Origin of the sequence: Limnobaculum parvum, assembly GCF_003096015.2 — a bacterium.
Classification (GTDB): Bacteria; Pseudomonadota; Gammaproteobacteria; order Enterobacterales; family Enterobacteriaceae; genus Limnobaculum; species Limnobaculum parvum.
Map to the genome: position 1 here is coordinate 2,778,825 of NZ_CP029185.2, position 23,894 is coordinate 2,802,718.

Consider the following 23,894-nt stretch of genomic DNA (forward strand, 5'->3'; position numbering starts at 1 on the left):
ATGACTAAATTTACTCAACATACTGGCATTGTCGTTCCATTAGATGCAGCAAATGTCGATACTGATGCCATTATTCCCAAGCAATTTTTGCAAAAAGTAACCCGTACTGGTTTTGGTCAGCATCTGTTTAACGACTGGCGCTTTCTAGACGATGCGGGTCAGAAACCAAACCCTGATTTTGTTTTAAATAAGCCACGCTATAAAGGCGCTTCAATTCTGCTGACCCGAGAGAACTTTGGCTGTGGTTCCTCACGGGAGCATGCCCCTTGGGCCCTGACAGATTACGGATTTAAGGTCGTTATCGCGCCTAGCTTTGCTGATATTTTTTACGGTAACTCATTTAATAACCAACTGTTGCCAGTCATTTTAACTGAGGCAGAAGTTGATGAATTATTCAAACTGGTTGCTCATCAGGAAGGCGTGACATTTACCGTTGATCTGGAAAACCAGCAAGTGGTTGCCGGTGGTAAACACTATGCCTTTAACATCGACCCTTTCCGTAAGCATTGCATGATTAACAGGCTGGATAGTATCGGTCTGACACTACAGCATGATGATGCAATTAGCGCCTATGAAGCTAAACAACCTGCCTTTCTGCGCTAGAAGATAGGATTAACCAAACACTAGTCAAACACAAAGGGGCCAGCATATGCAGGCCCCTTTGTGATAATTCATACCCAAAAAGAGAACCCATCCAACAACGTTAATCACAAGTGACCTCTAATGCTGGAAAAACGCCTAACCTTTTCGGATATCTTATTATTTATCTGTTTCCATTTAAATTAAAACCAATTAACGCACATTAAAGTTATTGTACTAATTATTAAAATTTATAATTTAAAAACCGGATAAACAGTCATTATCACATGTCAATTATTTTTATATTAAAAGAACTCTAATCAGAGTGAAAATTAATAAAGGCAATACACATTTCACTAATAATTTATACTATCGTTATTAACCACTCAAAAAAAACAGAGAGCAAAGCTCTCTGTTTTAATATGCTTTACAACCTAACGGTCAGATCACTTATAGCTAGTGAAAGCGTCGCGATATTCTTTAGCGATAGATTTAATTTCAGTTTTACCTAAAGCGAATCCACCAACAGCGCCATAAATACCACCAACAACGCTAGCTACCGCTGCCCCAACAGCTGAACCAATCAGGCCAAAACCCAGAATGCCGCCACCCGCTTCGCCAGCAACTTTAGTACCTAAACCTAGGCCCGTTGAAAAACCATCGCCAAGGCCAACTAAAGCGCCTTCTATAGCATCACTAAAGTTTGCAGCCCAAGCACCACTCACTTGCTCAATTTCACTATTTTGTAATTCACGCATGATAATTCCCTTTTATGGATATATTAATCAATAAAAAATATTGATAGAAAAAAAAGCCTTAAATATTTAAGGCGAGTTTATTTTTATCACAAATAATTTTTTTATTTCTATTGATTTAAACCAATTTTACATCCTAAATAAGGCTGAATAATTAAAAAATTAAATAAAATGAGTAAACACTTAGCATCCTACCGATAGATAAGATCGCCATAAGGAGATGTCTTAATATCGACTTATTTTCATAGAAATAAAAAGACCACTTCAACGATAAAGCAAAATATATTAATGACTATTGTTGATAAATATCTTTTTTATAAATGGCGATTAAAAACAATAGTGAGTCGCACCAAGAGGCGCATCTCGCTATTTTCTTTCTCACTTCCGTACTTTTTTGGCGACTTTCTCAGACACCGCCTGCCGCTGTTGCTGAAATACTTGAGTCGTTGTACGAATTCTATCAACCAACTCTATTTCTGCGCTAGCAGGTGACCCGCCAACAAAGGGTGGTGCAGGATCATACTCCATTCTGAGTTGCACCATTTTTGCTTCTTCCGGTCCCCTTATTTTGCCCAATAACGTCAGGGCAAAATCAATACCAGAAGTCACACCGGCTCCCGTTACTCGATTACCATCAACCACCACTCGCTGATTCACCGGCTCAACGTCAAAATAGGCCAGTTGCTCAAGCGAAAGCCAGTGGCTGGTTGCACGATAGCCGCTCAATAATCCAGCCGCCGCCAAAACTAAAGAGCCAGTACACACCGAAGTAACATACTGAGCGCCTTCTGCCTGTTGGCGTAAAAAAGTAAGTATTTGCTGATCTTCCATTAACGCCAACTGGCCTGGACCACCAGGAACAAAAAGAATATCGGCTTGAGGAGATTGTTGTAAAGTGACCGTTGGCAAGATTGTCAGGCCGTGCGTATCCCTAACTGGCTCAAGGGTTTTCCACACCAGATGGACATTAAATTGCTTAACGCTGGAAAACACCTCAAATGGCCCCGTTAGATCTAATTGCGTCATATTAGGGTACAACAACATAACAACATTCATTTATGACTCCGAAATCATTAAACAAACGGACACTCGTTTTGTTTCGTCTCACTATACGCTATCCACGTAAAACCACCGATAATGAAATAAGTTAGTATTCACTCCTGATAATAATCCCCTTCCCCACGGACAAAACAGACTCTACAATGTGTCCTTCTCAACGGGGTGCGACATAAAGCTGAGAATGTGTTTAACGTGTGAAATCACACCAGACCATACCCGTAGAACCTGATCCGGTTAATCCCGGCGGAGGGATTTGAGAGTGTGTTCAGTTTCTTCCTATGCCTACTGAATAGCTTAACCAACTCAAAGACCTTTGTTTCCGACTGAACTATTTAGGGGAGTGCAAAGTGTTTAAAAAACTCATCACCGCAATCGGGTTTCTTGCCGTTTGCCCGTTTCTGGCCAATGGGGCAGAAAACCGTCCAACGTTAACCGTCTATACCTATGACTCTTTTGCTTCTGACTGGGGCCCCGGTCCGAAGATCAAGAAAGTCTTTGAAGCACAGTGCCAATGCGAATTGAAACTGGTTCCGCTAGCTGATGGCGTTTCATTGCTTAATCGTTTAAAGATGGAAGGTAAAAAAAGTACCGCAGACATGGTATTGGGATTAGATAATAATTTGCTGGTTGCTGCGAAACAATCCGGCCTGTTTGTCCCACACAAGCTGGATGTAAATGCCCACTCACTGACGCTACCCGGCGGCTGGCAAGACGATACCTTTATCCCGTATGACTATGGCTACTTTGCCTTTGTCTACAATACGGAAAAATTAAAGACACCACCCAAAAGCCTGAATGAGCTGATTGAAAGCCCGGAACAGTGGCGAATTATCTATCAGGATCCACGCACCAGCACCCCAGGACTCGGTTTACTGTTGTGGATGCAAAAAGTGTACGGCGATAAAGCGCCACAGGCCTGGCAAAAGCTGGCGAAGAAAACAGTCACTGTAACCAAAGGTTGGAGTGACGCTTACGGCCTGTTTCTTAAAGGTGAGGCCGATTTAGTCCTCAGCTATACCACCTCTCCGGCCTACCACATCATAGAAGAGAAAGATAATCGCTATGTCGCGGCTAACTTCAGTGAAGGTCACTATATGCAGGTTGAAGTTGCAGGTCTGCTGGCTAATAGCAAACAGCCCGAGTTAGCAGCTAAGTTTATGGCTTTTATGATGACGCCGGCATTCCAACAGGAAATCCCAACCACCAACTGGATGTATCCGGTTATTGATATTCCACTCCCAGAAGCCTTCACTCAAACAGCAAAACCTTCAGCAACACTGGAATTTAGCCCTGAAGAGGTAGCACAACACCGTAGTTCATGGATTCAGGCATGGCAAAACGCCGTCAGCCATTAATCCCTTCCTGGCTCTGGCCGGGTTTGATTGCTGCAACGCTGATCCTCAGCGTTGCGCTTGCAGCTTTTGCTGCGCTATGGCTTTATTCTCCTGCAGGAGATATCCGACAGCTATTGAATGATAGCTATCTGTGGCACGTCGTACGCTTTACCTTCTGGCAGGCATTCCTGTCAGTGTTGGTATCCCTGATACCGGCTATTTTTGTTGCCCGCGCACTCTACCGCCGGCGTTTTATCGGTAGAACGTTAATGTTACGTCTGTGTGCAATGACGCTAGTATTACCGGTGCTGGTCGCTGTTTTTGGCTTACTTAGCGTATATGGTCAACGAGGCTGGCTGGCTAATTTGCTAAATGCTCTGGGGATAGACTATGCTTTTTCACCCTATGGATTACAGGGCATTTTACTGGCTCATGCTTTTTTCAATTTACCTCTCGCGACACGGCTCCTTCTCCAATCGCTGGAAGGTATTGCCGTTGAACAACGCCAGCTCGCCGCTCAATTAGGTATGAGCTCGTGGCAGCGTTTTCGTTTTGTTGAATGGCCAGCCCTAAAGCGCCAACTTCTGCCAACCGGTGCGCTAGTGTTTATGCTATGTTTTGCCAGCTTTGCTACCGTATTATCCCTCGGTGGCGGCCCTAAAGCGACCACCGTTGAGCTAGCAATTTATCAGGCGCTGCATTACGACTTTGATCCTCAGCGCGCGGCGTTATTAGGATTAATTCAGCTGGTCTGCTGCCTATCGATTGTCCTTCTCAGCCAACGTTTCAACCCATCGCTCCCCGTGGGAAACACCTATGGTCAAGGATGGCGAGACAGGCAAGATTCCCGACTAAGTAAAATAGCCGATGGCTTGCTGATTACCCTGACTTTATGTTTGATGCTCCCGCCACTGGCAGCCGTGGTGTTAGACGGTATTAACAGTACCGTACCTGAAGTGCTACAACAACGCGCAATGTGGCAATCCCTGTTCACCTCACTGCGTATTGCTCTGGGCTCCGGATTGCTCAGTCTGGCACTGACCACAATGTTGTTGTGGAGTAGCAGAGAGCTCAGGTTACGCCACAATTCTTGGGGAGCTAGGCTCGAAATCAGTGGCATGGTAATTTTGGCGATGCCAGCCATTGTTTTAGCTACGGGTTTCTTTTTGCTGCTAAATAGTACCACCGGGCTACCTGACTCCGCTGACGGCATCGTAATACTGGTTAATGCTTTGATGGCTATCCCTTATGCGTTAAAAGTACTGGAAAACCCAATGCGCGATCTGGGGGAGCGTTACGCTTTACTTAACGTATCATTAGGGTTGACTGGCTGGAATCGGCTACGTTGGATCGAATTAAAAGCCCTGAAGCGCCCGCTCGCTCAGGCATTAGCCTTTGCCAGTGTGCTGTCTATCGGTGATTTTGGTGTTATCGCGCTGTTTGGCAATGAACAATTTCGCACATTACCCTACTATCTCTATCAACAACTGGGAAATTACCGTAGTGAATCGGGTGCTGTAACGGCATTACTGCTATTACTACTGTGCTTTTTCCTATTCACGCTGATTGAACGACTTCCCGGACGTAAACATGATCGCTCTGAATAAGTTAAGTTATCTTTATCCTCCGCTATCCATGTGTTTCGACCTGAATATTCAGGCTGGTGAACGCGTTGCCGTTCTTGGCCCCAGCGGCGCAGGGAAAAGCACCTTATTGCATCTGATTGCCGGTTTCGTTCTGCCTGAAAACGGCAGTTTATGGTTGAACAATGTCGAGCATAGCCGCACCCCACCGGCTCAACGTCCGGTTTCTATGCTATTTCAGGAAAATAACCTGTTCGCTCACCTTACCGTTGAGCAAAATATCGGTCTTGGGCTTAATCCCGGCCTTAAGCTAACGCCAGAACAACAGCAAAAACGGCTGGATATTTGCCGTCGGGTAGGACTAATTGACTACCTTGACCGCTTGCCCTCTCAGCTTTCCGGTGGACAGCGTCAACGTACCGCTCTGGCCCGCTGTCTGGTCAGAGATAAACCTATCCTGCTTTTAGATGAGCCTTTCTCTGCGCTCGACCCGGCTTTACGTTATGACATGCTATCCCTGTTGGAAAGCGTATGTGACGAGCAACGGCTCACCTTGATGATGGTTTCGCATAATCTGGATGATGCAGCGCGTATCGCACCAAGAACCCTGTTGGTGGTGGAAGGTAATATCGTTTATGACGATTCCACTCAGGGCCTTCTGAGCGGAAAATCCGATGCTGCTCGTATATTGGGTGTAACCAGCTAAATCCTAATGATTAAATTTGGCCTATAGCCCTGTATTCTTCCGGCCAGAAATGCCTGCGGCCGGAAAAATATCAGTCAGATAATAATTAATAACAAATATCATCAGAGCAAGATGGCCCTTGTGATGCATTATCCAATTGGATTAAGCGCGCCTTCTCTTCCTGCACCTTGACCAGAATTTCGCTAAACACACTGGAAGGTTGGGCTCCGGATACGGCATATTTATTATCAAAAACAAAGAAAGGAACTGAAGTTATCTTTAACTGCCGGGCAAAGGATTCGTCCGCACGAACGCTATCCATATAGCGATCGGAATTCAGTACCGCCTGAACTTCGGATGATTCCAATCCAACTTCGTTTGCCAGATTAATCAACGTATCAATATCCGCCAGATTAAGCCCATTGGTAAACATGCCTTTGAACAGGGCCTCACTGGTCGCATCCATCACACCCTGCTCAGCGGCGTAATGCAATAATCGATGTGCATCAAAAGTGTTAGTCGGTATCAGTCTATCAAAATGAAAATCTAGTCCGGTCTGTTTTGCCTGCTGAGCAATATTTGCCGTCATTTCGTTGGCTTCGGGTATGCTCATGTCATATTTTTCAGAAATATGAGTATAAATATCTTTTTGTTTTGATTTTGGCGCACTGGGATCCAGCTCAAAACTACGCAACACAATCTCGACGCTCTCTTTTTCCGCAAAAGAGACCAGCGCTTGATTAAGATGATGTTTGCCGATGTAACAAAACGGGCAGGAGAAATCAGACCATATTTGTATTTTCATAATACTTTTGTCCTTCACGATAATTCTGAGCTAACCGTTGAATAAAAGCGGGTGCAACAAAGCCAAGACCCGATAAATATTTTTAGCGTAGCGTTGTTACCTATTATTTCTGATTAAGCGCCTTAACCTAATGGATACATCTAAAAATCAGGTCACAAAGAATATATCGTAGGTCATAATGGCAATTAAAAAGAATATCTCTGCTCTTTAAAGATAGAACAAAACGATTTCATTCCCAATAAAAATGAAAATAGATAATAGCTGTATGGATATACATATTAGAATATACTTCCGATAGCTCGGTTCTTTATTGCAACAAACGACTCAAGGTAAGCATACGGTGAATTCAGTTCGACAAGGTTTTATCCTGACTCGTCACTGGCGGGATACCCCTTCAGGCATTGAAATTGACTACTGGCTCGCAACGGACAGTGGCCCACAACGTATACGTTTACCACTACAGCAAGCCGTTGCTTTTTCTCCCGCATCCAGCAATACCCGTATTACTTCACTGCTCTCTTCTGAACGAGGATGGAGTTTACGCCCGCTGGAAATGCAGGATTTTAGCTGCCAAACCGTGGATGGATTGTACTGTCGCCAATATCGCCAGCTACAACGAATAGAAAAGAATCTGAACGAATCGGGTATTACGCTGTACGAAGCGGATATCCGTCCACCAGAACGCTACTTGATGGAGCGTTTTATTACGGCGCCAGTGTGGTTTCAGGGGGAGCAAGCCGCGGATGGCAGCCTGATCAATGCTCAAATAAAAGCAGCGCCGGATTATCGTCCCTGCCTGAGTACCGTTTCCCTAGATATTGAAACCACAGAGCACGGAGAGCTTTATTCTATTGGTCTGTATGGCTGCGGACAAAAGCAGGTTTACATGCTCGGCCCGGAGAATGGCACGCCACACCAAAGTGACTTTAATCTTGAGTATGTTGCCAGTCGCCCTTTATTGCTGCAAAAACTAAACCAATGGATCGCAGAATACGATCCTGATGCCATTATTGGTTGGAATCTGGTGCAGTTCGATTTACGGGTATTGCAAAAACATGCAGAACGTTATCAGGTACCTCTCACTTTTGGCCGAGATAATAGCCCGCTGGAGTGGCGAGAACATGGCTTCAAGCAGGGGCATTTTTTTGCCTCTGCCAGCGGGAGATTAATTATTGATGGTATCGAAGCGTTGAAAAGCGCCACCTGGAACTTTGCCTCCTTTAGTCTGGAAAATGTCGCCAGAGAACTATTGAACGAAGGAAAAGCCATCGATAACCCCTATCAGCGAATGGATGAAATCAACCGCATGTTTCGGGAGGATAAGCCGGCGCTGGCCTACTACAACCTGATGGACTGCGTGTTGGTTACCCGCATTTTTGATAAAACTCAGTTAATGACCTTTCTGCTAGAACGAGCGACCATGACGGGTTTAGCTGCCGATCGCAGCGGTGGTTCGGTTGCGGCTTTTACCCATCTCTATCTTCCGCGTATGCATAGAATTGGTTATGTAGCGCCTAATTTGGGAACATTGCCGGAGGAACATAGCCCCGGTGGTTATGTGATGTCTTCCACTCCCGGCCTGTATGACTCAGTACTGGTTCTGGACTATAAGAGCCTGTACCCCTCAATCATTCGCACTTTTCTCATTGATCCTGTGGGTCTGATTGCCGGAACGTTAAAAGAAGATCAACAACAAACGGTACCCGGTTTTCGTCATGCCCGTTTCTCCCGCACAACCCACTGCTTGCCAACAATTGTTGAGCAAATCTGGCGTGGACGTGAAGAAGCTAAACGTTCTGATAATAAGCCGTTGTCTCAAGCGCTAAAAATTATCATGAATGCCTTTTATGGCGTGCTGGGCTCCAGTGGCTGCCGGTTTTTCGATCCTCGCCTTGCGTCGTCGATCACCCTACGGGGCCATGAAATCATGCTAAAAACCCGAGAGTTGATTGAACAACAGGGATATCAAGTTATCTATGGAGATACTGACTCGACGTTTGTCTGGCTAAAAAAAGCGCATACCAACCAACAGGCAAACCAAATAGGACGAGCGCTGGTTAATCATGTCAATCAGTGGTGGCAAACTACGCTAAAAGAAGAGATGGGTCTTGAATCAGCACTGGAACTGGAGTTTGAAACTCACTTTAACCGCTTCTTAATGCCAACCATCCGCGGCGCTGAACAGGGCAGTAAAAAACGCTATGCTGGCCTGATCTTAAGCGATAATGGCGATGATGAGGTAATTTATAAAGGAATGGAAACAGTAAGAACCGACTGGACTCCGCTGGCACAACACTTTCAGCAACAGTTGTACTCGTTGATATTCCATAATCAGCCCTATCAGGAATTTATCCGTGATTATGTGGCAAAAACCCTCAATGGCGAATTTGATCGGCAACTGATCTACAGTAAACGACTGCGCCGACACCTATCAGAATATCAGAAAAATGTACCGCCACATGCCCGAGCCGCTAAGCTGGCCGATGAGTATAATCTGGCTCATGGTCGCCCCCTGCAATATCAAAATGGTGGCACCATTCGTTATTTAATTACCCTTCAGGGCCCGGAACCACTGGAAAACCTACAATCACCCATTGACTACCAGCACTATATTTCTCGTCAGTTAGAACCAATTGCGGATGCAATCTTGCCGTTTATGCACGATAATTTTGATTCATTGGTTACTGGTCAAATGGGGTTGTTTTAACGCTCATCGATCATTACCATAGCGCCCTTGCTCCATCCCCCTAAAAATCATCGTAATAAGTGACTACGTTGTGCTCCATCGCCCCCCGATGACAGCCTTGGGGTAAATGTTAATTAATGAGAAGCCGATAAATATATGCCCTTTACTTTAGGTCAACGCTGGATTAGCGATACGGAAAGTGATTTAGGACTAGGAACAGTCGTTGCGCAAGATGCTCGTACCGTAACCTTATTGTTCCCTGCCATTGGGGAGAACCGGCTGTATGCTAAAGCTGACTCTCCGATAACCCGCGTCATGTTTAATCCTGGAGATACCATAACCAGCCACGAAGGTTGGCAGTTACTTGTTGACAGCGTTAAAGAAGAGAATGGCGTTCTGACCTATATCGGTCGTCGTCTTGATACTGATGAAGAAAATAGCCCCCTGCGGGAAGTAATGCTGGACAGTAAACTGACTTTCAGCAAACCACAGGATCGCTTGTTTGCCGGCCAACTCGACCGTATGGATCGCTTCAGCCTGCGCTATCGGGCAAGAAAATATCAAAGCGAACAATATCGTATGCCGTGGAGTGGCCTGACAGGTATACGCGCCAGCTTAATTCCTCACCAATTGCATATTGCCAATGAAGTCGGCCATCGCCACGCTCCGCGTGTTTTGCTGGCTGATGAAGTGGGCTTGGGAAAAACCATTGAAGCCGGGATGATTATCCACCAGCAGTTGCTGGCGGGCCGTGTTGAGCGGGTACTGATTGTGGTACCGGAAACCCTGCAACACCAGTGGCTGGTTGAAATGCTACGTCGCTTTAACCTGCATTTTTCGCTGTTCGATGAAGAACGCTATGCCGAAAGCCGTCAGGACTTCGACAACCCATTTGAAACCGAACAACTGGTCATCTGTTCCCTGAATTTTGTTTGCCAAAGTAAACAACGCCTGAACGATTTAGTTGAAGCTAACTGGGACCTGCTCGTTGTCGATGAAGCTCATCATCTAGCCTGGAGTGAAGAAGCGCCAAGCCGCAACTATCTGGCCATTGAACAACTGGCCCAACATACCCCCGGCGTATTGCTGCTAACGGCTACCCCAGAACAGTTGGGGCAAGAGAGCCACTTTGCCCGCCTGCGCCTGTTGGATCCGGACCGCTTCCATGATTATCAGGAATTTGTTGACGAACAACAGAAATACCGCCCGGTTGCTGACGCGGTTAGTTTATTAGTCAGCGGTGAAAAGTTGGACGACCAGGCGAAAAACTCACTGAGTGAATTAATCAATGAACAGGATATTGAGCCGTTATTGAAGGCAGCGAATCTTGATAGTGAAGAGAATGAATCTGCCCGTACAGAGCTGGTTAATATGCTGATGGATCGCCACGGTACCAGTCGAGTTCTGTTCCGCAACACCCGTATGGGCGTGAAAGGCTTCCCTATCCGCTATTTGCATCAGATTAAACTTCCTCTGCCGACTCAGTATCAAACTGCGTTTAAAGTCGCGAAAATAATGAACGGCAAGAAGCCAATTGACACTCAGGCGCATGACATGCTTTATCCTGAGAAAATCTTCCAGAATTTTGAAGGGGATAGCGTCAGTTGGTTGAATTTCGATCCACGCGTTGAGTGGCTGATGGAGTACCTGAAGCAAAATCGCAACGAAAAGATCTTGGTGATCTGCGCACAAGCCGCCACCGCTTTACAACTTGAACAAACACTTCGTGAGCGTGAAGGTATCCACGCGGCCGTATTCCATGAAGGCTTATCCATCATTGAACGTGACCGTGCTGCCGCTTGGTTTGCCGCTGAAGAGAACGGCGCTCAGGTCCTATTGTGTTCCGAAATTGGCTCTGAAGGTCGTAACTTTCAGTTTGCCAGCCGGTTAGTGATGTTCGACTTACCGTTTAATCCGGATCTGTTAGAACAGCGAATCGGCCGTCTGGATCGTATAGGACAAACGCGTGATATCCAGATTATTGTGCCTTATCTGGAAAATACCGCACAGGCTATTCTAATTCGTTGGTTTCATGAAGGGTTAGATGCCTTTGAGCACACCTGCCCAACTGGACGCCCAGTATATGATGCGGTACATGATGAGCTGATGGCTTATCTGGCTGAGCCTGCCGAACAAACTGGCTTTGATGATTTTATCCAGCGCTGCCGCACGAAACATTTGAGTCTGAAAACTCAGTTAGAAAATGGTCGTGACCGCCTGCTGGAGATGAACTCCAACGGTGGAGAACGCGCCCAAGCGCTGGTTCAATCGATTGCTGAACAGGATAACAATGTTGAACTGATCGGTTTCACCATCAATCTATTTGATATTATTGGTATCAATCAGGAAGATGACAGCGATAACTTGATGATCCTTACCCCTTCTGACCATATGCTGGTGCCGGATTTTCCGGGGATTCCGCAAGATGGCTGTACCATCACCTTCGATCGGGAAAAAGCACTCTCTCGAGAAGATGCACAGTTTATCAGTTGGGAGCACCCTATTGTCCGTAACGGCCTAGATTTAATTCTGTCAGGAGATACGGGAAGCTGCGCGGTTTCATTATTGAAAAATAGGGCCCTGCCTGTTGGAACGATGCTAATGGAACTGATTTATGTGGTTGAGGCACAAGCACCGAAAAACTTACAGCTTACTCGTTTCCTACCGCCAACACCGATTCGTCTGATGCTTGATCGCAAAGGGACCAACCTTGCTGCTCAGGTTGGTTTTGAAAGCTTTAACCGTCAGCTAAGTGCAGTCAATCGACATACCGGCAGCAAATTGGTTAACGCAGTACAGAAAGATATTCATGAAGTACTACAAATGGCAGAAACAGAGGTTGCTAAACAGGCTCAAGCACTGATTGATGGTGCCAAGCAGGAAGCGGATGATACTTTGACACTGGAATTTAATCGTCTAAATGCGCTGAAAGCCGTCAATCCAACCATTCGTGATGACGAACTGGAGGCCATTGAAGACAATCGCCAGCAGATTCTTGACTGCCTACAGCAAGCCAGTTGGCGGCTGGATGCATTGCGCATGATAGTCGTTTCTCATCAATAACGATGGTTCAGGATACCGGTTGCCACTCTACGAGCAGCCGGTATCAGTACTGACGCTGACCTGACACCACCGGAGATTTTCAATATGATGGAAGCCTATCATCCTTCACAAGACCCTTGGTTATACATTCTGTATCAGGATGAGCATATCATGGTGGTGAATAAGCCCAGCGGCCTACTTTCTGTTCCCGGCAAAGCGCCGGAACATCACGATAGCATCATGGCGAGAATTCAACGCGATTTCCCCGCAGCCGAGTCGGTTCATCGACTGGATATGGCGACCAGCGGTGTGATGGTCGTGGCATTAAATAAAGCGGCAGAACGGGAATTAAAACGACAATTTCGTGAGCGTGAACCGAAAAAATCCTATATTGCGCGTGTCTGGGGACACCTAGAAAAAGATGAGGGTTTAATTGATTTACCGCTGATTTGTGACTGGCCAAATCGCCCTAAACAAAAAGTCTGTTATGACACGGGCAAAAGCGCCCAAACAGAATATCAGGTGATTAGCCGCGACAATGATGGTTCCACTCGGGTAAAACTCATGCCGATTACCGGACGTTCTCATCAGTTACGAGTACATATGTTAGCGATGGGCCATCCGATATTAGGTGATAAATTTTATGCTCATCCAGAGGCTAAAGCGATGGCTCCACGGTTACAACTCCATGCACAGGAACTGTGTATCCATCACCCTGTGTTTGGTAGCCCAATGCACTTTAAATGCGAGCCAGATTTTTAATCTCTTACACTCAAACCATCTTCAGGTACAAACCTGAAGATGGTTTAGAATTTCGTCCACACAGCCTTCGATATCCTTACCAGCACTATCAACCACAATACGTGGGCGTTTCCACTCTTGATACTCCTTTTCTACGATTTGCTGCCAAACGGGTAAGACCAGATGAGGAATATCGCTCTGGCGGGATTCAACCCGCTGGCGATGCTCATTAATATTGCTACAGATAATCTCAATATCCACACCGGAAACTTGTGCATCAGAAGCGACCTGCATCCAGTTATCCCGCGACCAGCTAACGGGATTCACACAATCCGCAATGACTGTTTGTCCTAACATTAAGTTATCTTTTGCCAGCAGATAGCTGGTGTCATACCCGGAAGTTCCCACATCTTTCAGCAGTACCCCGGCGTTACGGATAGCCTGTTCAATAGAGTCTATTCGAAGGTAAACGCCCCCCATCTTTTTTGTCAGTGCTTTGGCTATTGAAGTTTTACCGACACCCGGTAACCCGCTGAATACGATTAACATCTAAGCCTCCAGTCAATTAAGATGAGTCATTTCTGACTTGTGCAGATCCTGACTTCTGGTTTATCTCCAGTTTGACCGGATGGGCTTGAAGCGGATAGGTTTGAAAGATGACGCTCTCCGTTTCAAAGATCCGGACAACTGATACCGTTTTGGCTGTTATCTTGAGCTTTTTATTGAAAAAAGCTCAAGATAATGAATATATGAAAAAATAGTGTACTGCAACATATCAAGATTCGACTGAATGACACACGCTTTTTAACTGATAATGTTCAATCAATCGCATAAAAGGGAATAAATTACTTAAAGCCCAGCTCTCGCTTAATTAAATCGTAAGCGCCCTGAATCTCCTGAGCTTTCTGTTTAGCGATTTCCATCATCTCTTGCGGTAAACCTTTTGCCACCAGCTTATCAGGGTGATGCTCTGTCATTAATTTCCGATAGGCACGTTTAATGGTTGCGGCATCATCACTTGGTTTAACCCCCAGCACTTTACAGGCATCTTCCAGAGTAGGCCCAGATGCGGGGCGATATCCGCTATTTTGTTGACCACTCCAACCACCAGATTGCCCAAACTGGCGACCGCTATCAATCATGCTTAGCAATTGATCTAACTGCGCGCGGGAAATGCCCAACTCTTCAGCAATAACATACAGCACTTGCCGCTCATTAGGGTGTAGCACACCATCAGCAAATGCCGCCTGTAGCTGAATCTCCAGAAACATACGAACCAAATCGGCGCGACCAAAACAGATCGTTTTTAATTCACGTAATTTTTCCCGTAAAGGGAAGCCACTCTGCTTACCTTCACGAAACGCCTGCTGGGCATCACTGCGGCGCGGGCCATGTATCTGCATACGATCCATAATCATCGATGCGTTCTGAATATCAACTTCGGTTACCCGGCCTTTTGATTTAGTCAAATGGCCCATCACTTGAAAGGTGGTACGGAAAAACAGCGCCTGACGCGCCTGTTGATTGGCAAAAAAGCCACCGCGACGCGCATTTCTTACATTGTCTACCATGTGGCCAACAATTAACCCAAGAACGACCGCCCAGAAGCCTCCGCCGGATATAACACCTAAAATAACCCCAAGGATTTTTCCCCAATACTGCATATCACCCTCAATTGACAATGCCGTCTGTCGCAAATTGCATTATCATACCTGCCAAATATTGAACCACCTAACGGTGATGGTAAGATTTAGCGCTGGTGTAACAGAGACGAGTACGATAATCTCATCGGGTTTACTTCTGCCTACATAGCCGTAACCAACGGAATACCAAGAATAACCGTATGAAAAAACGTTATCCCACACTGCTGGCCACTACAATTTGGATGGCATTATACAGCCAGAATGCTTTGGCTAACCCTTTAGCCGAACAATGTCGGCTTGGAATCCCTATTTATGAACGTCCGCTGATGTCGGGCGATCCGAACGCTTTACCGGTTAATATTGAATCTGATGACAGTCAGGTTAACTATCCTGAAAGCGCGATGTTTACCGGCAACGTTATTGTTGAACAGGGTAACCGGTTGATGGTTGCCGATCAGGCCGAAGTAAATCAAACCGAACAGCCGGGTCAATCGGAACCTATCCGTACCGTTACGGCTACCGGCAACGTTAAGTATGATGACAATATGATCAAACTTAGCGGCCCAAAAGCTTGGTCTAATTTGAATACCAAAGATACCGATCTTTACCAGGGTAATTATCAGATGGTTGGGCGCCAAGGGCGCGGTCAGGCTGATACCATGAAGCTGCGGGAAAATAACCGTTATGCGATTTTGGAAAACGGTACCTTTACCTCCTGTCTGCCTGACGATAACAGCTGGAGTGTAGTGGGCTCTGAAATCATTCATGATAATGAAGAAGAGCTGGCCGAAATCTGGAATGCCCGATTTAAAATTGGCCCAGTGCCGGTTTTTTACAGCCCATACTTACAGTTACCTACCGGTAATAAGCGTCGTTCCGGTTTCCTACTGCCTAATGCCAAATACGGTAATAACAGCGGTTTTGAATTTATTCTGCCGTATTACTGGAATATTGCGCCAAACTTCGATGCGACTATTTCGCCACACTATATCCAACAGCGTGGGATGCAGTTCCAGAATGAGTTCCGTTACTTACTCACCCCTGGCGCAGGTATCATGGAGTTTGACTGGCTGAAAAGTGATGACCAGTACGCCTCTGATTTTCCAAGTGCAGACAATACCGACCGCTGGTTATTCTACTGGAATCATAATGGTGTAATGGATCAGAACTGGCGTTTCAGTATTGACTATACCAAGCTCAGTGATAGCCGCTATTTAAGTGATTTTACCAGCGAATATGGCTCCAGTACCGATGGTTATGCTACCCAAAAATACAGCGTGGGATATGCTAACCAGAACTGGGATGCGACTGTGGCAATGAAAAAATTCCAGATCTTTGCTACCGGTGGTAACGTTAACGCCTACCGTGCAGAGCCACAAATTGATATCAATAACTATCTGTATGATATTGGTGGTTTCGACCTGCATACTTACGGTCAGTTATCTAAATTCACCAGTGAGAACCCGAATAACCCAACCGCAGTACGGGCACATATTGAGCCAACGTTTAACTATCCTATCGCCAATGATTGGGGAAGTATTGATAGTGAATTCAAGCTGATGGCGACCCACTACGAACAGGACTTCTCGGATAATTTTTATAAGTACTATGGTACCTCTGCTCCACATCTGGAAGATTCAGTAAACCGGGTATTACCACAGTACAAAATTGCCGGCAAAGTGGTGTTTGACCGCCCAATGGACACTTGGCAAGACTTTACTCAGACGCTGGAACCTCGGGTCCAATATCTCTATGTTCCTTATAAAGATCAGAGTGATATTTATGTCTATGATTCAACGTTACTCCAGTCAGACTATACCGGATTATTCCGCGATCGTACTTATAGCGGTCTGGATCGTATCGCCTCCGCAAATCAAGTGACGACAGGTTTAACCACACGGATTTATGACGATCGTCAAAATGAGCGTTTTAATGCTTCTATCGGACAGATCTATTTCTTCGAAAAATCCCGCACCGGTGACAATGACTACTATTCAAACAAAATCGACCAGAATAAAGAAACCGGCAGCGTAGTTTGGGCCGCAGACAGCTACTGGAAAATTGACTCTAACTTTGGCCTGCGCGGTGGCGTACAATACGATACGCGTCTGGATACCTTCGCGGTAGGTAATGCCGTGGCTGAGTATCGTAAAGATAGCGAACGTGTAGTTCAACTTAGCTACCGTTATGCCAGCAAAGAGTACGTGTCAGCCATGACCACTAACATATCTAACGGTTATACCGCATATAATCAGGATATTTCGCAAGTTGGTGGTATTGCCACTTGGCCAATTGCAGACAGATGGTCTGTTACTAGTGCATATTACTATGACACGAAACTAAAACAGTCTGCCGATGGTCTAATAGGCGTTCAGTACAATACTTGCTGTTGGGCTATTGGTGTTGGCTATGAACGAAAAATTATTGGCTGGAACTCGAAGGGTGATTTCCAGAGTGATTACGACAACAAGGTATCTTTTAACATCGAACTGCGTGGCTTAAGTGGCAACCATAACTTAGGCGGAAGCAAAATGTTACGTACCGGAATATTGCCATATCAACAGGCTTTCTGATATCCATCGTGAAGACGTTGGTATTATTTCTAAGATAAACCGCCCCGTGCGGATGGACTATATGAGAAAAGTAATGAAAAACTGGAGATCGCTTGCCGCAAGTCTGGCGCTCTGTACATCAGTCGCTTCGATGTCATTGGCTTCACATGCTGTACTTGCTGCACCTCAGGGACAACACGTCGATCGCGTTGCTGCTATCGTCAATAACGGCGTCGTTTTAGAGAGCGATGTCAACAATATGATGTCTTCCGTTAAAAATGGCGCTCGCCGCGCTGGCCAACAATTGCCAGATGACGATACTTTACGCGCCCAGATTACTGAAAGACTGATTATGGATAGCATTGTTAGTCAGCTAGGCACCAGCATGGGCGTTAAAATTGATGATGCCCAACTTGATAAAGGTATTGCTGATATTGCTCAGCAAAACCGTATGACGGTAGCTCAGTTAAGAAGCCGCCTTTCCGCAGATGGTATGGACTACAAAACTTATCGTGAGCAAATCCGTAAAGAGATGCTGATGAGTGAAGTACGTAATAACGAAGTCCGCCGTCGGATTACGGTATTGCCTCAGGAAGTTGACTCATTAGCCGGCCAAATGGCTAATCAGTTAGATGCCAGTGCGGAACTAAACCTAAGCCACATCATGATTCCGTTAGGTGAAAACCCTAGTCCGGATCAGGTTGCTAAAGCGGATGAGCGAGCAAAAAGCATCGTTGAACAGTTAAAAAATGGCGCTGACTTCGGCAAAATGGCTGCGACCTATTCAGCAGACCCACAGGCGCTGAGAGGCGGTAAAATGGGTTGGGCTAAAATGCAGGAACTGCCTTCTATTTTTGCCAGCGAACTACAAACATCGCAAAAAGGCAGTATCGTTGGTCCAGTTCGTTCTCGCGTAGGCTTCCACATACTCAAAGTAAATGATATTCGCGGTGAGCAAAAATCCATTTCGATCATGGAAGTTCATGCTCGCCACATCCTGATCCGTCCAACGGTTGTAGTGACTGACGATCAGGCTAGAGCACAATTGGCTTCTATTGCCGATGATATTCGCAGCGGAAAAGCAGATTTTGCCGAAATGGCGCGTAAATACTCTGAAGACCCAGGTTCTGCTCGCCAAGGCGGAGATATGGGTTGGTCTTCGCCAGAAGTCTTTGATCCGGCATTCCGCGATGCGCTGATGCGCCTGCAGAAGAATGAGATCAGCGCACCGATTCACTCTTCATTTGGCTGGCATCTGATCCAACTGTTGGATACCCGTCAAGTTGATAAAACCGACGTTGCTCAGAAAGACCGGGCTTACCGTATGCTGTTCAACCGGAAGTTCTCTGAAGAAGTACCTAGCTGGATGCAGGAAATTCGTGCCAGTGCTTACGTTAAAATTATGAACGGAACTAACAGCAGCAGTACCAGCACTAATGGTCAGTAATTCTCAGCGCGTGGTGATCACACCGGGAGAGCCTGCCGGTGTAGGACCTGACTTAATCGTTCAACTGGCTCAGCGGGAATGGCCCGTTGAGCTGGTGGTTTGCGCCGCGCCAGAATTACTCCAACAAAGGGCAGCCCTCCTTGGGCTGCCTTTACAATTACGTGTTTACCAGCCGAAACAATCACCTCAGCCTCAGGAAAAAGGAACATTAACCGTTTTACCGGTTAAATTAAGTCATCCTGTTACCCCTGGGGAGCTTAATCGCCAAAACAGCCAATACGTTATAGACTCGCTGGCCCGCGCCTGCGATGGCTGCCTTAGCGGTGAATTTGCAGCGTTGATCACCGGCCCGGTACATAAAGGCATTATTAATGATGCCGGACACCCTTTTACTGGTCACACGGAGTTTTTTGCAGAACGCAGTCAGCGGCAACGTGTAGTAATGATGCTGGCAACGGAAGAGCTACGTGTTGCTTTGGTGACCACACATTTACCTCTATCCCGCGTTTCTGAAGCAATTACCCCTGAGAGCCTGACGGAAACCATTACCATACTGAATCATGATTTAGTCACTCAGTTTGGCATTCCGCACCCCCAAATTTATGTTTGTGGGCTGAACCCTCATGCGGGTGAAGGGGGGCATATGGGCCATGAAGAGATAGAAATAATCTCCCCTACGCTGGAAAAACTGCGTCAACAGGGTATCAGCCTTATTGGGCCGCTTCCGGCAGACACCCTATTTCAGCCTAAATATTTACAACATGCTGATGCCGTATTAGCCATGTATCACGATCAGGGATTACCTGTTTTAAAATATCAGGGATTTGGCCGAGCGGTGAATATCACCCTGGGACTTCCTTTTATCAGAACCTCTGTTGATCATGGCACCGCATTAGACCTTGCCGCGACGGGTACTGCCGATGCTGGTAGTTTTACCGTTGCTCTCAATCTCGCTATTAAAATGATAAATAATCGTAATGAATAATCGTGTTCATCAGGGCCACTTTGCCCGCAAACGTTTTGGGCAAAACTTTTTAAGCGATCCTTATGTGATCGACAGCATCGTCTCGGCGATTCACCCACTGCCGGGTCAGGCAATGCTGGAGATAGGTCCAGGTCTGGCTGCACTAACCGAACCTGTCGCCGAGCGGTTAGAACATATGACCGTTATCGAACTGGACCGCGATTTAGCGGCACGTCTGGCGGTTAACCCTAAGCTGAAAGATAAGCTAACTATCTATCAGCAAGATGCCATGACCTTTGATTTTGCTGCACTGGCTAAAGAGATTGGGCAACCACTAAGAGTGTTCGGCAACCTGCCATATAACATCTCGACGCCGCTGATGTTCCACCTTTTCAGCTATACTAATGCTATAAGTGACATGCACTTTATGTTACAGAAAGAAGTCGTTAACCGTCTGGTCGCTGGCGAAAATAGCAAAACTTTCGGTCGGTTAAGCGTAATGGCGCAATATTATTGCCGGATTATTCCGGTACTGGAAGTGCCACCAACGGCATTCCGCCCTGCGCCAAAAGTAGACTCAGCGGTAGTACGTCTAATTCCGCATGACAGTATCCCCTATCCTGTAGAAGATATTCGTATCCTGAGCCGTCTGACTACCGAAGCATTCAATCAACGGCGTAAAACCATCCGCAATAGTCTGGGTCATCTGTTCACGCCAGAACAACTGACTGAATTGGGCTTGGACCTGAACATGCGGGCAGAAAATATCTCTGTTGAACTGTATTGCAAAATGGCAAATTGGTTATCAACCAAAGGCACCAAACTGCCGGAGGCTAAACAGGAGTAATACCGTGATCGATAAACCCAGAGTTTTTATTCAGGCACAAAGTTTCTATGTTGAAGCCCAGTCTTTGCCGGATGAAGAGCGATTTGTTTTTGCTTATACCATGACAGTTCGCAATCTGGGCCGAGAGCAGGTACAACTTCTTAGCCGATATTGGCTAATCACTAATGCTAACGGCAAACACACTGAAGTTCAGGGTGAAGGCGTGATTGGTGAGCAACCGGTTATTTTGGCAGGCAGTGAGTTTCAATATACCAGCGGCGCTATTCTGGAAACGCCGTTGGGTACAATGGAAGGCCATTACAATATGATTGATCATATGGGGCAACCATTTCAGATAGTGATTCCGGTATTCCGTCTGGCGATTCCGTCTCTGATTCACTAACAAAAATTCAATAATAAAAAGGTTAGCTCCCGCTTATGGCAACACTTTTAGTCGGTGATGTGCACGGTTGTTTTCAGGAACTACAGGCTTTGCTGGCACAAGCCAGTTTTAACCCCGCCACAGATACCCTTTGGCTAACGGGCGATTTGGTTGCCCGAGGCCCGGACTCTCTTGACGTTCTTCGTTATGTTCGATCGCTGGGCGATTCAGTCCGTATCGTATTGGGTAATCATGACCTTCATCTGTTGGCGATTTATGCCGGTATTAGCCGCAATAAACCGAAAGATAACCTGACCGAATTGCTGGAAGCGCCGGACTGTGACGAATTAATCAACTGGCTACGCCGTCAGCCCGTGCTACAAATAGACGAAGAAAAGGCATTGGTGATGGGACACGCAGGCATCACCCCTCAATGGGATATCGATACCGCCAAGCGCTGCGCCCGTGAGATTGAAGCCATTCTTTCCAGTGATAGCTATCCGCTATTTTTGGACTCCATGTATGGCGACTTACCAAACTGCTGGCACGATGAGCTATCAGGATTGCCAAGGCTGCGCTATGCCACCAATGCGTTAACCCGCATGCGTTACTGCTATCCCAATGGTTGTCTAGATATGATCTGTAAAGATGTACCTAAAAAGGCACCAGCACCGTTAAAACCTTGGTTTGAACTCTCAAGTCCGGTTTCTGAGAACTACTCGATTGTTTTCGGGCACTGGGCTTCACTGGAAGGAAAAGGGGTACCAGAAGGCATCTATGCACTGGATACCGGCTGCTGCTGGGGGGGGAACTCACCATGTTGAGATGGGAAGATAAGCAATATTTCCAACAAGAATCTCTGGCCAAAACGGCTGAAACCAATGATTAAAACAGCTCCGGCACACCGTTCGAATGAGCCGGAAAGCCATTATTTTTGCCGTTCCAGTATTTCGAACTGATAGGCATGTGGGTTCTTTTCATCAGCCTCATGGCGTTGAGAAAATACCTGATGCCATGCAACTTGATGATAATCAGGGAAATAGGTATCTCCCGCCAGATCGGCATCAATATGGGTTAGATACAGCCGATCAGCCAGAGATAATGCCTGCTGATAGACGCTACCACCACCAATAATCATCACCTCTTCCGCCTTGCCTGCCGCTTGAATAGCCAGACCTAGCGAAGTAACCCAAGTCACTCTTTCGTCCGTTTGAGGCTGCCGACTGATCACAATATTTAACCGCCCTGGTAGCGGACGTCCAATAGACAAATAAGTATTACGACCCATAATTATCGGTTTGTTCAGGGTATTTTGTTTAAACCAAGCCAAATCGGCGGGAAGATGCCACGGCATCGCATTCTCAGCACCAATCACCCGGTTGGCTGCCATAGCGGCAATCAGACTAATCATCATAACAAGATCCTGCTATCAGGCGGTTATACGCTGGGTTTGCGGCGATAGAGCCATAGGGCAGGTAACGAAAGCCCAATGGACAATGCTCCAACGATAAACGAAGCCCTCAAAAAATAAGTAATCATGGTTCCAAACAGCTCGGGAGAATAACCCTTATGGGAGATCTCTACCAGCGCAATCATTGCCTTATAGGCAAAAACGCCAGGAAACATCGGAATCACGGCAGCAACGGTAAACACTTTAGGATGGGCAAGAAAACGCCGCGACCAGATAATACCGATTGTGCCAATCAGCATAGAGGTCAGCAATGTGCTCCATTCCAGAGGAAACTGGTAATAAATTAATATGGTACGGCAGGCATAACCTATCGCGCCAAGTAACGCACAATACTTTAGCGCTTTTACCGGTACGTTAAACACCAGCGCAAAACCAACCGCCGGAATTGCTGCGAAAAACATATTTTCGATAAGCGTTAATATCAGATTCATAACCAGCTCCGAAATCCCCAGACGGTTATCGCAACCACAACCCCAATACAGGTTGAAAGGGTTAGCAGACTGGCCATTACCCAACGAGCAATACCGGTATTGATATGTCCTTTAAACATATCCGCCACCGAGTTAATCAGCGGGAAACCGGGAACCAACAGCAACACACTGGAAGCCATCGCTATCGAAGCTTTAGCTATATCCATCCAATTCACCAACCAACCGGCAACGGTGGTTGCCACAAAGGCCGTGGCAAAAAAATTGATTAACGGATTGATCTGAAAAGAAGTGATAACCTGACGAGAGTACATGGCAACTCCGCTGGCTAACAGCGTAACGAGTACGGCATCCCAATCTCCGCCTGCCAATTTGCAGAAGCTGGCGCAGGATAACCCCACCATCAGCACCATTAACCAGCGTGGATAGCGTAAAGGCTTAATATGATTTAAGCGTTTCTCTACTTCATCAACACCTAATAAGTGATGCTCAGTTAATATCACAATCCGCTGAACTTCAGTTACCACATGCATATTTATGCCGCGATCGACATTCTTGCGCGTAGAGGTAAGACAGTGTCCTTTATAGATGGTACTCAGCACTATTGCATTAGCAGAGATAGAACTTTCTACCTCATCCACACCGAGTGCTTTACCAAGACGAGTAGAAAGTTGCTCTATCAACATACTTTCTGCGCCGTGCTGTAGCAATAACAACCCACACTGTATACACAAACGGGTAATCTCCCGCTGGCGTTGATGGACTTTATCAAATTCCACTTTATGTTTACCTGAGTGAAATAGAGAGGAAATAAACGGATAAACGCTACCGTTTGCCGGGATTTCAAAAGTGCCAGTTAGAATAACACTGATTTTTGAACCGCTTCAAACGCTTAGCCACTGTTTATTATAA

20 protein-coding genes, 1 pseudogene and 1 riboswitch are annotated in these 23,894 nt (G+C 46.2%); of the genes and pseudogenes, 13 read left to right on the forward strand and 8 right to left on the reverse strand.

Annotation, left to right across the window (positions count from 1 at the left end; translation table 11 throughout):
* On the forward strand, nt 1-603 hold the full coding sequence (leuD, locus tag HYN51_RS11640) for a 3-isopropylmalate dehydratase small subunit (RefSeq protein ID WP_108900179.1): 603 nt from the start codon (nt 1-3) through the stop codon (nt 601-603).
* 422 nt (nt 604-1,025) lie between these two features.
* On the opposite strand, the gene HYN51_RS11645 is transcribed toward leuD, so the two are convergent.
* Together HYN51_RS11645 and HYN51_RS11650 are read right to left on the reverse strand one after the other, a co-directional pair.
* Nucleotides 1,026-1,337, reverse strand: coding sequence for a DUF5862 family protein (locus HYN51_RS11645; RefSeq protein WP_108900180.1), 312 nt, complete (start codon nt 1,335-1,337; stop codon nt 1,026-1,028).
* 375 nt (nt 1,338-1,712) lie between these two features.
* On the reverse strand, nt 1,713-2,390 hold the full coding sequence (locus HYN51_RS11650; RefSeq protein WP_108900181.1) for a DJ-1/PfpI family protein: 678 nt from the start codon (nt 2,388-2,390) through the stop codon (nt 1,713-1,715).
* A 151-nt stretch (nt 2,391-2,541) separates the two neighbouring features.
* A riboswitch (TPP riboswitch) is annotated at nt 2,542-2,663 on the forward strand.
* A gap of 77 nt (nt 2,664-2,740) precedes the next feature.
* On the opposite strand from HYN51_RS11650, the gene thiB reads away from it, so the two are divergent.
* From thiB to thiQ, 3 genes are read left to right on the forward strand one after another with little or no spacing between them, the layout of a single operon-like run.
* Nucleotides 2,741-3,748, forward strand: coding sequence for a thiamine ABC transporter substrate binding subunit (gene thiB, locus HYN51_RS11655; RefSeq protein ID WP_108900182.1), 1,008 nt, complete (start codon nt 2,741-2,743; stop codon nt 3,746-3,748).
* Nucleotides 3,724-5,334, forward strand: a complete 1,611-nt coding sequence (gene thiP / locus HYN51_RS11660; protein WP_108900183.1) for a thiamine/thiamine pyrophosphate ABC transporter permease ThiP — start codon at nt 3,724-3,726, stop codon at nt 5,332-5,334. Before thiB ends, thiP begins: the two co-directional genes overlap by 25 nt.
* Nucleotides 5,318-6,016 (forward strand): thiamine ABC transporter ATP-binding protein ThiQ, encoded by a 699-nt coding sequence (gene thiQ / locus HYN51_RS11665; RefSeq protein WP_108900184.1) that lies wholly within the window; start codon nt 5,318-5,320, stop codon nt 6,014-6,016. Before thiP ends, thiQ begins: the two co-directional genes overlap by 17 nt.
* A gap of 85 nt (nt 6,017-6,101) precedes the next feature.
* Here the strand turns inward: thiQ and HYN51_RS11670 are convergent, their stop codons facing one another.
* Nucleotides 6,102-6,800: a DsbA family oxidoreductase gene (locus tag HYN51_RS11670; RefSeq protein WP_108900185.1), complete on the reverse strand. Its 699-nt coding sequence runs from the start codon at nt 6,798-6,800 to the stop codon at nt 6,102-6,104.
* 340 nt (nt 6,801-7,140) lie between these two features.
* Between HYN51_RS11670 and HYN51_RS11675 the strand changes: the two genes are divergently transcribed.
* The 3 genes from HYN51_RS11675 (at nt 7,141) to rluA (ending at nt 13,290) form a co-directional block, all read left to right on the forward strand.
* Nucleotides 7,141-9,507, forward strand: a complete 2,367-nt coding sequence (locus tag HYN51_RS11675) for a DNA polymerase II (RefSeq protein WP_108900186.1) — start codon at nt 7,141-7,143, stop codon at nt 9,505-9,507.
* A gap of 135 nt (nt 9,508-9,642) precedes the next feature.
* Nucleotides 9,643-12,549, forward strand: a complete 2,907-nt coding sequence (gene rapA / locus HYN51_RS11680) for an RNA polymerase-associated protein RapA (RefSeq protein ID WP_108900187.1) — start codon at nt 9,643-9,645, stop codon at nt 12,547-12,549.
* Between the two features lie 87 nt (nt 12,550-12,636).
* Nucleotides 12,637-13,290 carry a bifunctional tRNA pseudouridine(32) synthase/23S rRNA pseudouridine(746) synthase RluA gene (rluA, locus tag HYN51_RS11685; RefSeq protein WP_108902045.1) on the forward strand — a complete coding sequence of 218 codons (654 nt, stop codon included), beginning with the start codon at nt 12,637-12,639 and terminating at the stop codon, nt 13,288-13,290.
* A gap of 21 nt (nt 13,291-13,311) precedes the next feature.
* On the opposite strand, the gene HYN51_RS11690 is transcribed toward rluA, so the two are convergent.
* Nucleotides 13,312-13,818: an AAA family ATPase gene (locus HYN51_RS11690; protein WP_108900188.1), complete on the reverse strand. Its 507-nt coding sequence runs from the start codon at nt 13,816-13,818 to the stop codon at nt 13,312-13,314.
* Between the two features lie 296 nt (nt 13,819-14,114).
* Nucleotides 14,115-14,933, reverse strand: coding sequence for a co-chaperone DjlA (gene djlA / locus HYN51_RS11695; protein ID WP_108900189.1), 819 nt, complete (start codon nt 14,931-14,933; stop codon nt 14,115-14,117).
* A gap of 179 nt (nt 14,934-15,112) precedes the next feature.
* Here djlA and lptD point away from each other — a divergent pair, with 179 nt between their 5' ends.
* From lptD to apaH, 6 genes and pseudogenes are all read left to right on the forward strand, one after another.
* Entirely contained in the window at nt 15,113-17,485 is a 2,373-nt protein-coding gene (lptD, locus tag HYN51_RS11700; RefSeq protein WP_108900190.1) for an LPS assembly protein LptD, read from the forward strand.
* Nucleotides 17,486-17,558: 73 nt separating this feature from the next.
* On the forward strand, nt 17,559-18,911 hold the full coding sequence (gene surA / locus HYN51_RS11705) for a peptidylprolyl isomerase SurA (RefSeq protein ID WP_230513972.1): 1,353 nt from the start codon (nt 17,559-17,561) through the stop codon (nt 18,909-18,911).
* Nucleotides 18,901-19,896, forward strand: coding sequence for a 4-hydroxythreonine-4-phosphate dehydrogenase PdxA (pdxA, locus tag HYN51_RS11710; protein WP_108900192.1), 996 nt, complete (start codon nt 18,901-18,903; stop codon nt 19,894-19,896). Before surA ends, pdxA begins: the two co-directional genes overlap by 11 nt.
* Entirely contained in the window at nt 19,889-20,722 is an 834-nt protein-coding gene (gene rsmA / locus HYN51_RS11715) for a 16S rRNA (adenine(1518)-N(6)/adenine(1519)-N(6))-dimethyltransferase RsmA (protein ID WP_108900193.1), read from the forward strand. Before pdxA ends, rsmA begins: the two co-directional genes overlap by 8 nt.
* A gap of 4 nt (nt 20,723-20,726) precedes the next feature.
* Complete coding sequence (apaG, locus tag HYN51_RS11720) at nt 20,727-21,104, forward strand: Co2+/Mg2+ efflux protein ApaG (RefSeq protein WP_108900194.1); 378 nt, start codon at nt 20,727-20,729, stop codon at nt 21,102-21,104.
* A 35-nt stretch (nt 21,105-21,139) separates the two neighbouring features.
* Nucleotides 21,140-21,972: pseudogene (apaH, locus tag HYN51_RS11725) on the forward strand (bis(5'-nucleosyl)-tetraphosphatase (symmetrical) ApaH).
* Nucleotides 21,973-22,011: 39 nt separating this feature from the next.
* Here apaH and folA read toward each other — a convergent pair.
* Genes folA through HYN51_RS11740 form a run of 3 tightly spaced genes read right to left on the reverse strand, consistent with a single transcriptional unit; the run spans nt 22,012 to nt 23,761 of the window.
* Nucleotides 22,012-22,497, reverse strand: coding sequence for a type 3 dihydrofolate reductase (folA, locus tag HYN51_RS11730; protein WP_108900195.1), 486 nt, complete (start codon nt 22,495-22,497; stop codon nt 22,012-22,014).
* A gap of 23 nt (nt 22,498-22,520) precedes the next feature.
* On the reverse strand, nt 22,521-22,985 hold the full coding sequence (locus HYN51_RS11735; RefSeq protein ID WP_108900196.1) for a threonine/serine exporter family protein: 465 nt from the start codon (nt 22,983-22,985) through the stop codon (nt 22,521-22,523).
* Nucleotides 22,982-23,761: a threonine/serine exporter family protein gene (locus HYN51_RS11740; RefSeq protein WP_157953035.1), complete on the reverse strand. Its 780-nt coding sequence runs from the start codon at nt 23,759-23,761 to the stop codon at nt 22,982-22,984. Before HYN51_RS11740 ends, HYN51_RS11735 begins: the two co-directional genes overlap by 4 nt.
* Between the last annotated feature and the right edge of the window lie 133 nt (nt 23,762-23,894).

Excerpts from the sequence above, each read along its gene's own strand:
- leuD (WP_108900179.1), top strand. The coding sequence starts at position 1 with ATGACTAAATTTACTCAACATACTGGCATTGTCGTTCCATTAGATGCA.
- HYN51_RS11645 (WP_108900180.1), bottom strand. The coding sequence starts at position 1,337 with ATGCGTGAATTACAAAATAGTGAAATTGAGCAAGTGAGTGGTGCTTGG.
- HYN51_RS11650 (WP_108900181.1), bottom strand. The coding sequence starts at position 2,390 with ATGAATGTTGTTATGTTGTTGTACCCTAATATGACGCAATTAGATCTA.
- thiP (WP_108900183.1), top strand. The coding sequence starts at position 3,724 with ATGGCAAAACGCCGTCAGCCATTAATCCCTTCCTGGCTCTGGCCGGGT.
- thiQ (WP_108900184.1), top strand. The coding sequence starts at position 5,318 with ATGATCGCTCTGAATAAGTTAAGTTATCTTTATCCTCCGCTATCCATG.
- HYN51_RS11670 (WP_108900185.1), bottom strand. The coding sequence starts at position 6,800 with ATGAAAATACAAATATGGTCTGATTTCTCCTGCCCGTTTTGTTACATC.
- rapA (WP_108900187.1), top strand. The coding sequence starts at position 9,643 with ATGCCCTTTACTTTAGGTCAACGCTGGATTAGCGATACGGAAAGTGAT.
- rluA (WP_108902045.1), top strand. The coding sequence starts at position 12,637 with ATGGAAGCCTATCATCCTTCACAAGACCCTTGGTTATACATTCTGTAT.
- HYN51_RS11690 (WP_108900188.1), bottom strand. The coding sequence starts at position 13,818 with ATGTTAATCGTATTCAGCGGGTTACCGGGTGTCGGTAAAACTTCAATA.
- djlA (WP_108900189.1), bottom strand. The coding sequence starts at position 14,933 with ATGCAGTATTGGGGAAAAATCCTTGGGGTTATTTTAGGTGTTATATCC.
- lptD (WP_108900190.1), top strand. The coding sequence starts at position 15,113 with ATGAAAAAACGTTATCCCACACTGCTGGCCACTACAATTTGGATGGCA.
- surA (WP_230513972.1), top strand. The coding sequence starts at position 17,559 with ATGAAAAACTGGAGATCGCTTGCCGCAAGTCTGGCGCTCTGTACATCA.
- pdxA (WP_108900192.1), top strand. The coding sequence starts at position 18,901 with ATGGTCAGTAATTCTCAGCGCGTGGTGATCACACCGGGAGAGCCTGCC.
- rsmA (WP_108900193.1), top strand. The coding sequence starts at position 19,889 with ATGAATAATCGTGTTCATCAGGGCCACTTTGCCCGCAAACGTTTTGGG.
- folA (WP_108900195.1), bottom strand. The coding sequence starts at position 22,497 with ATGATGATTAGTCTGATTGCCGCTATGGCAGCCAACCGGGTGATTGGT.
- HYN51_RS11735 (WP_108900196.1), bottom strand. The coding sequence starts at position 22,985 with ATGAATCTGATATTAACGCTTATCGAAAATATGTTTTTCGCAGCAATT.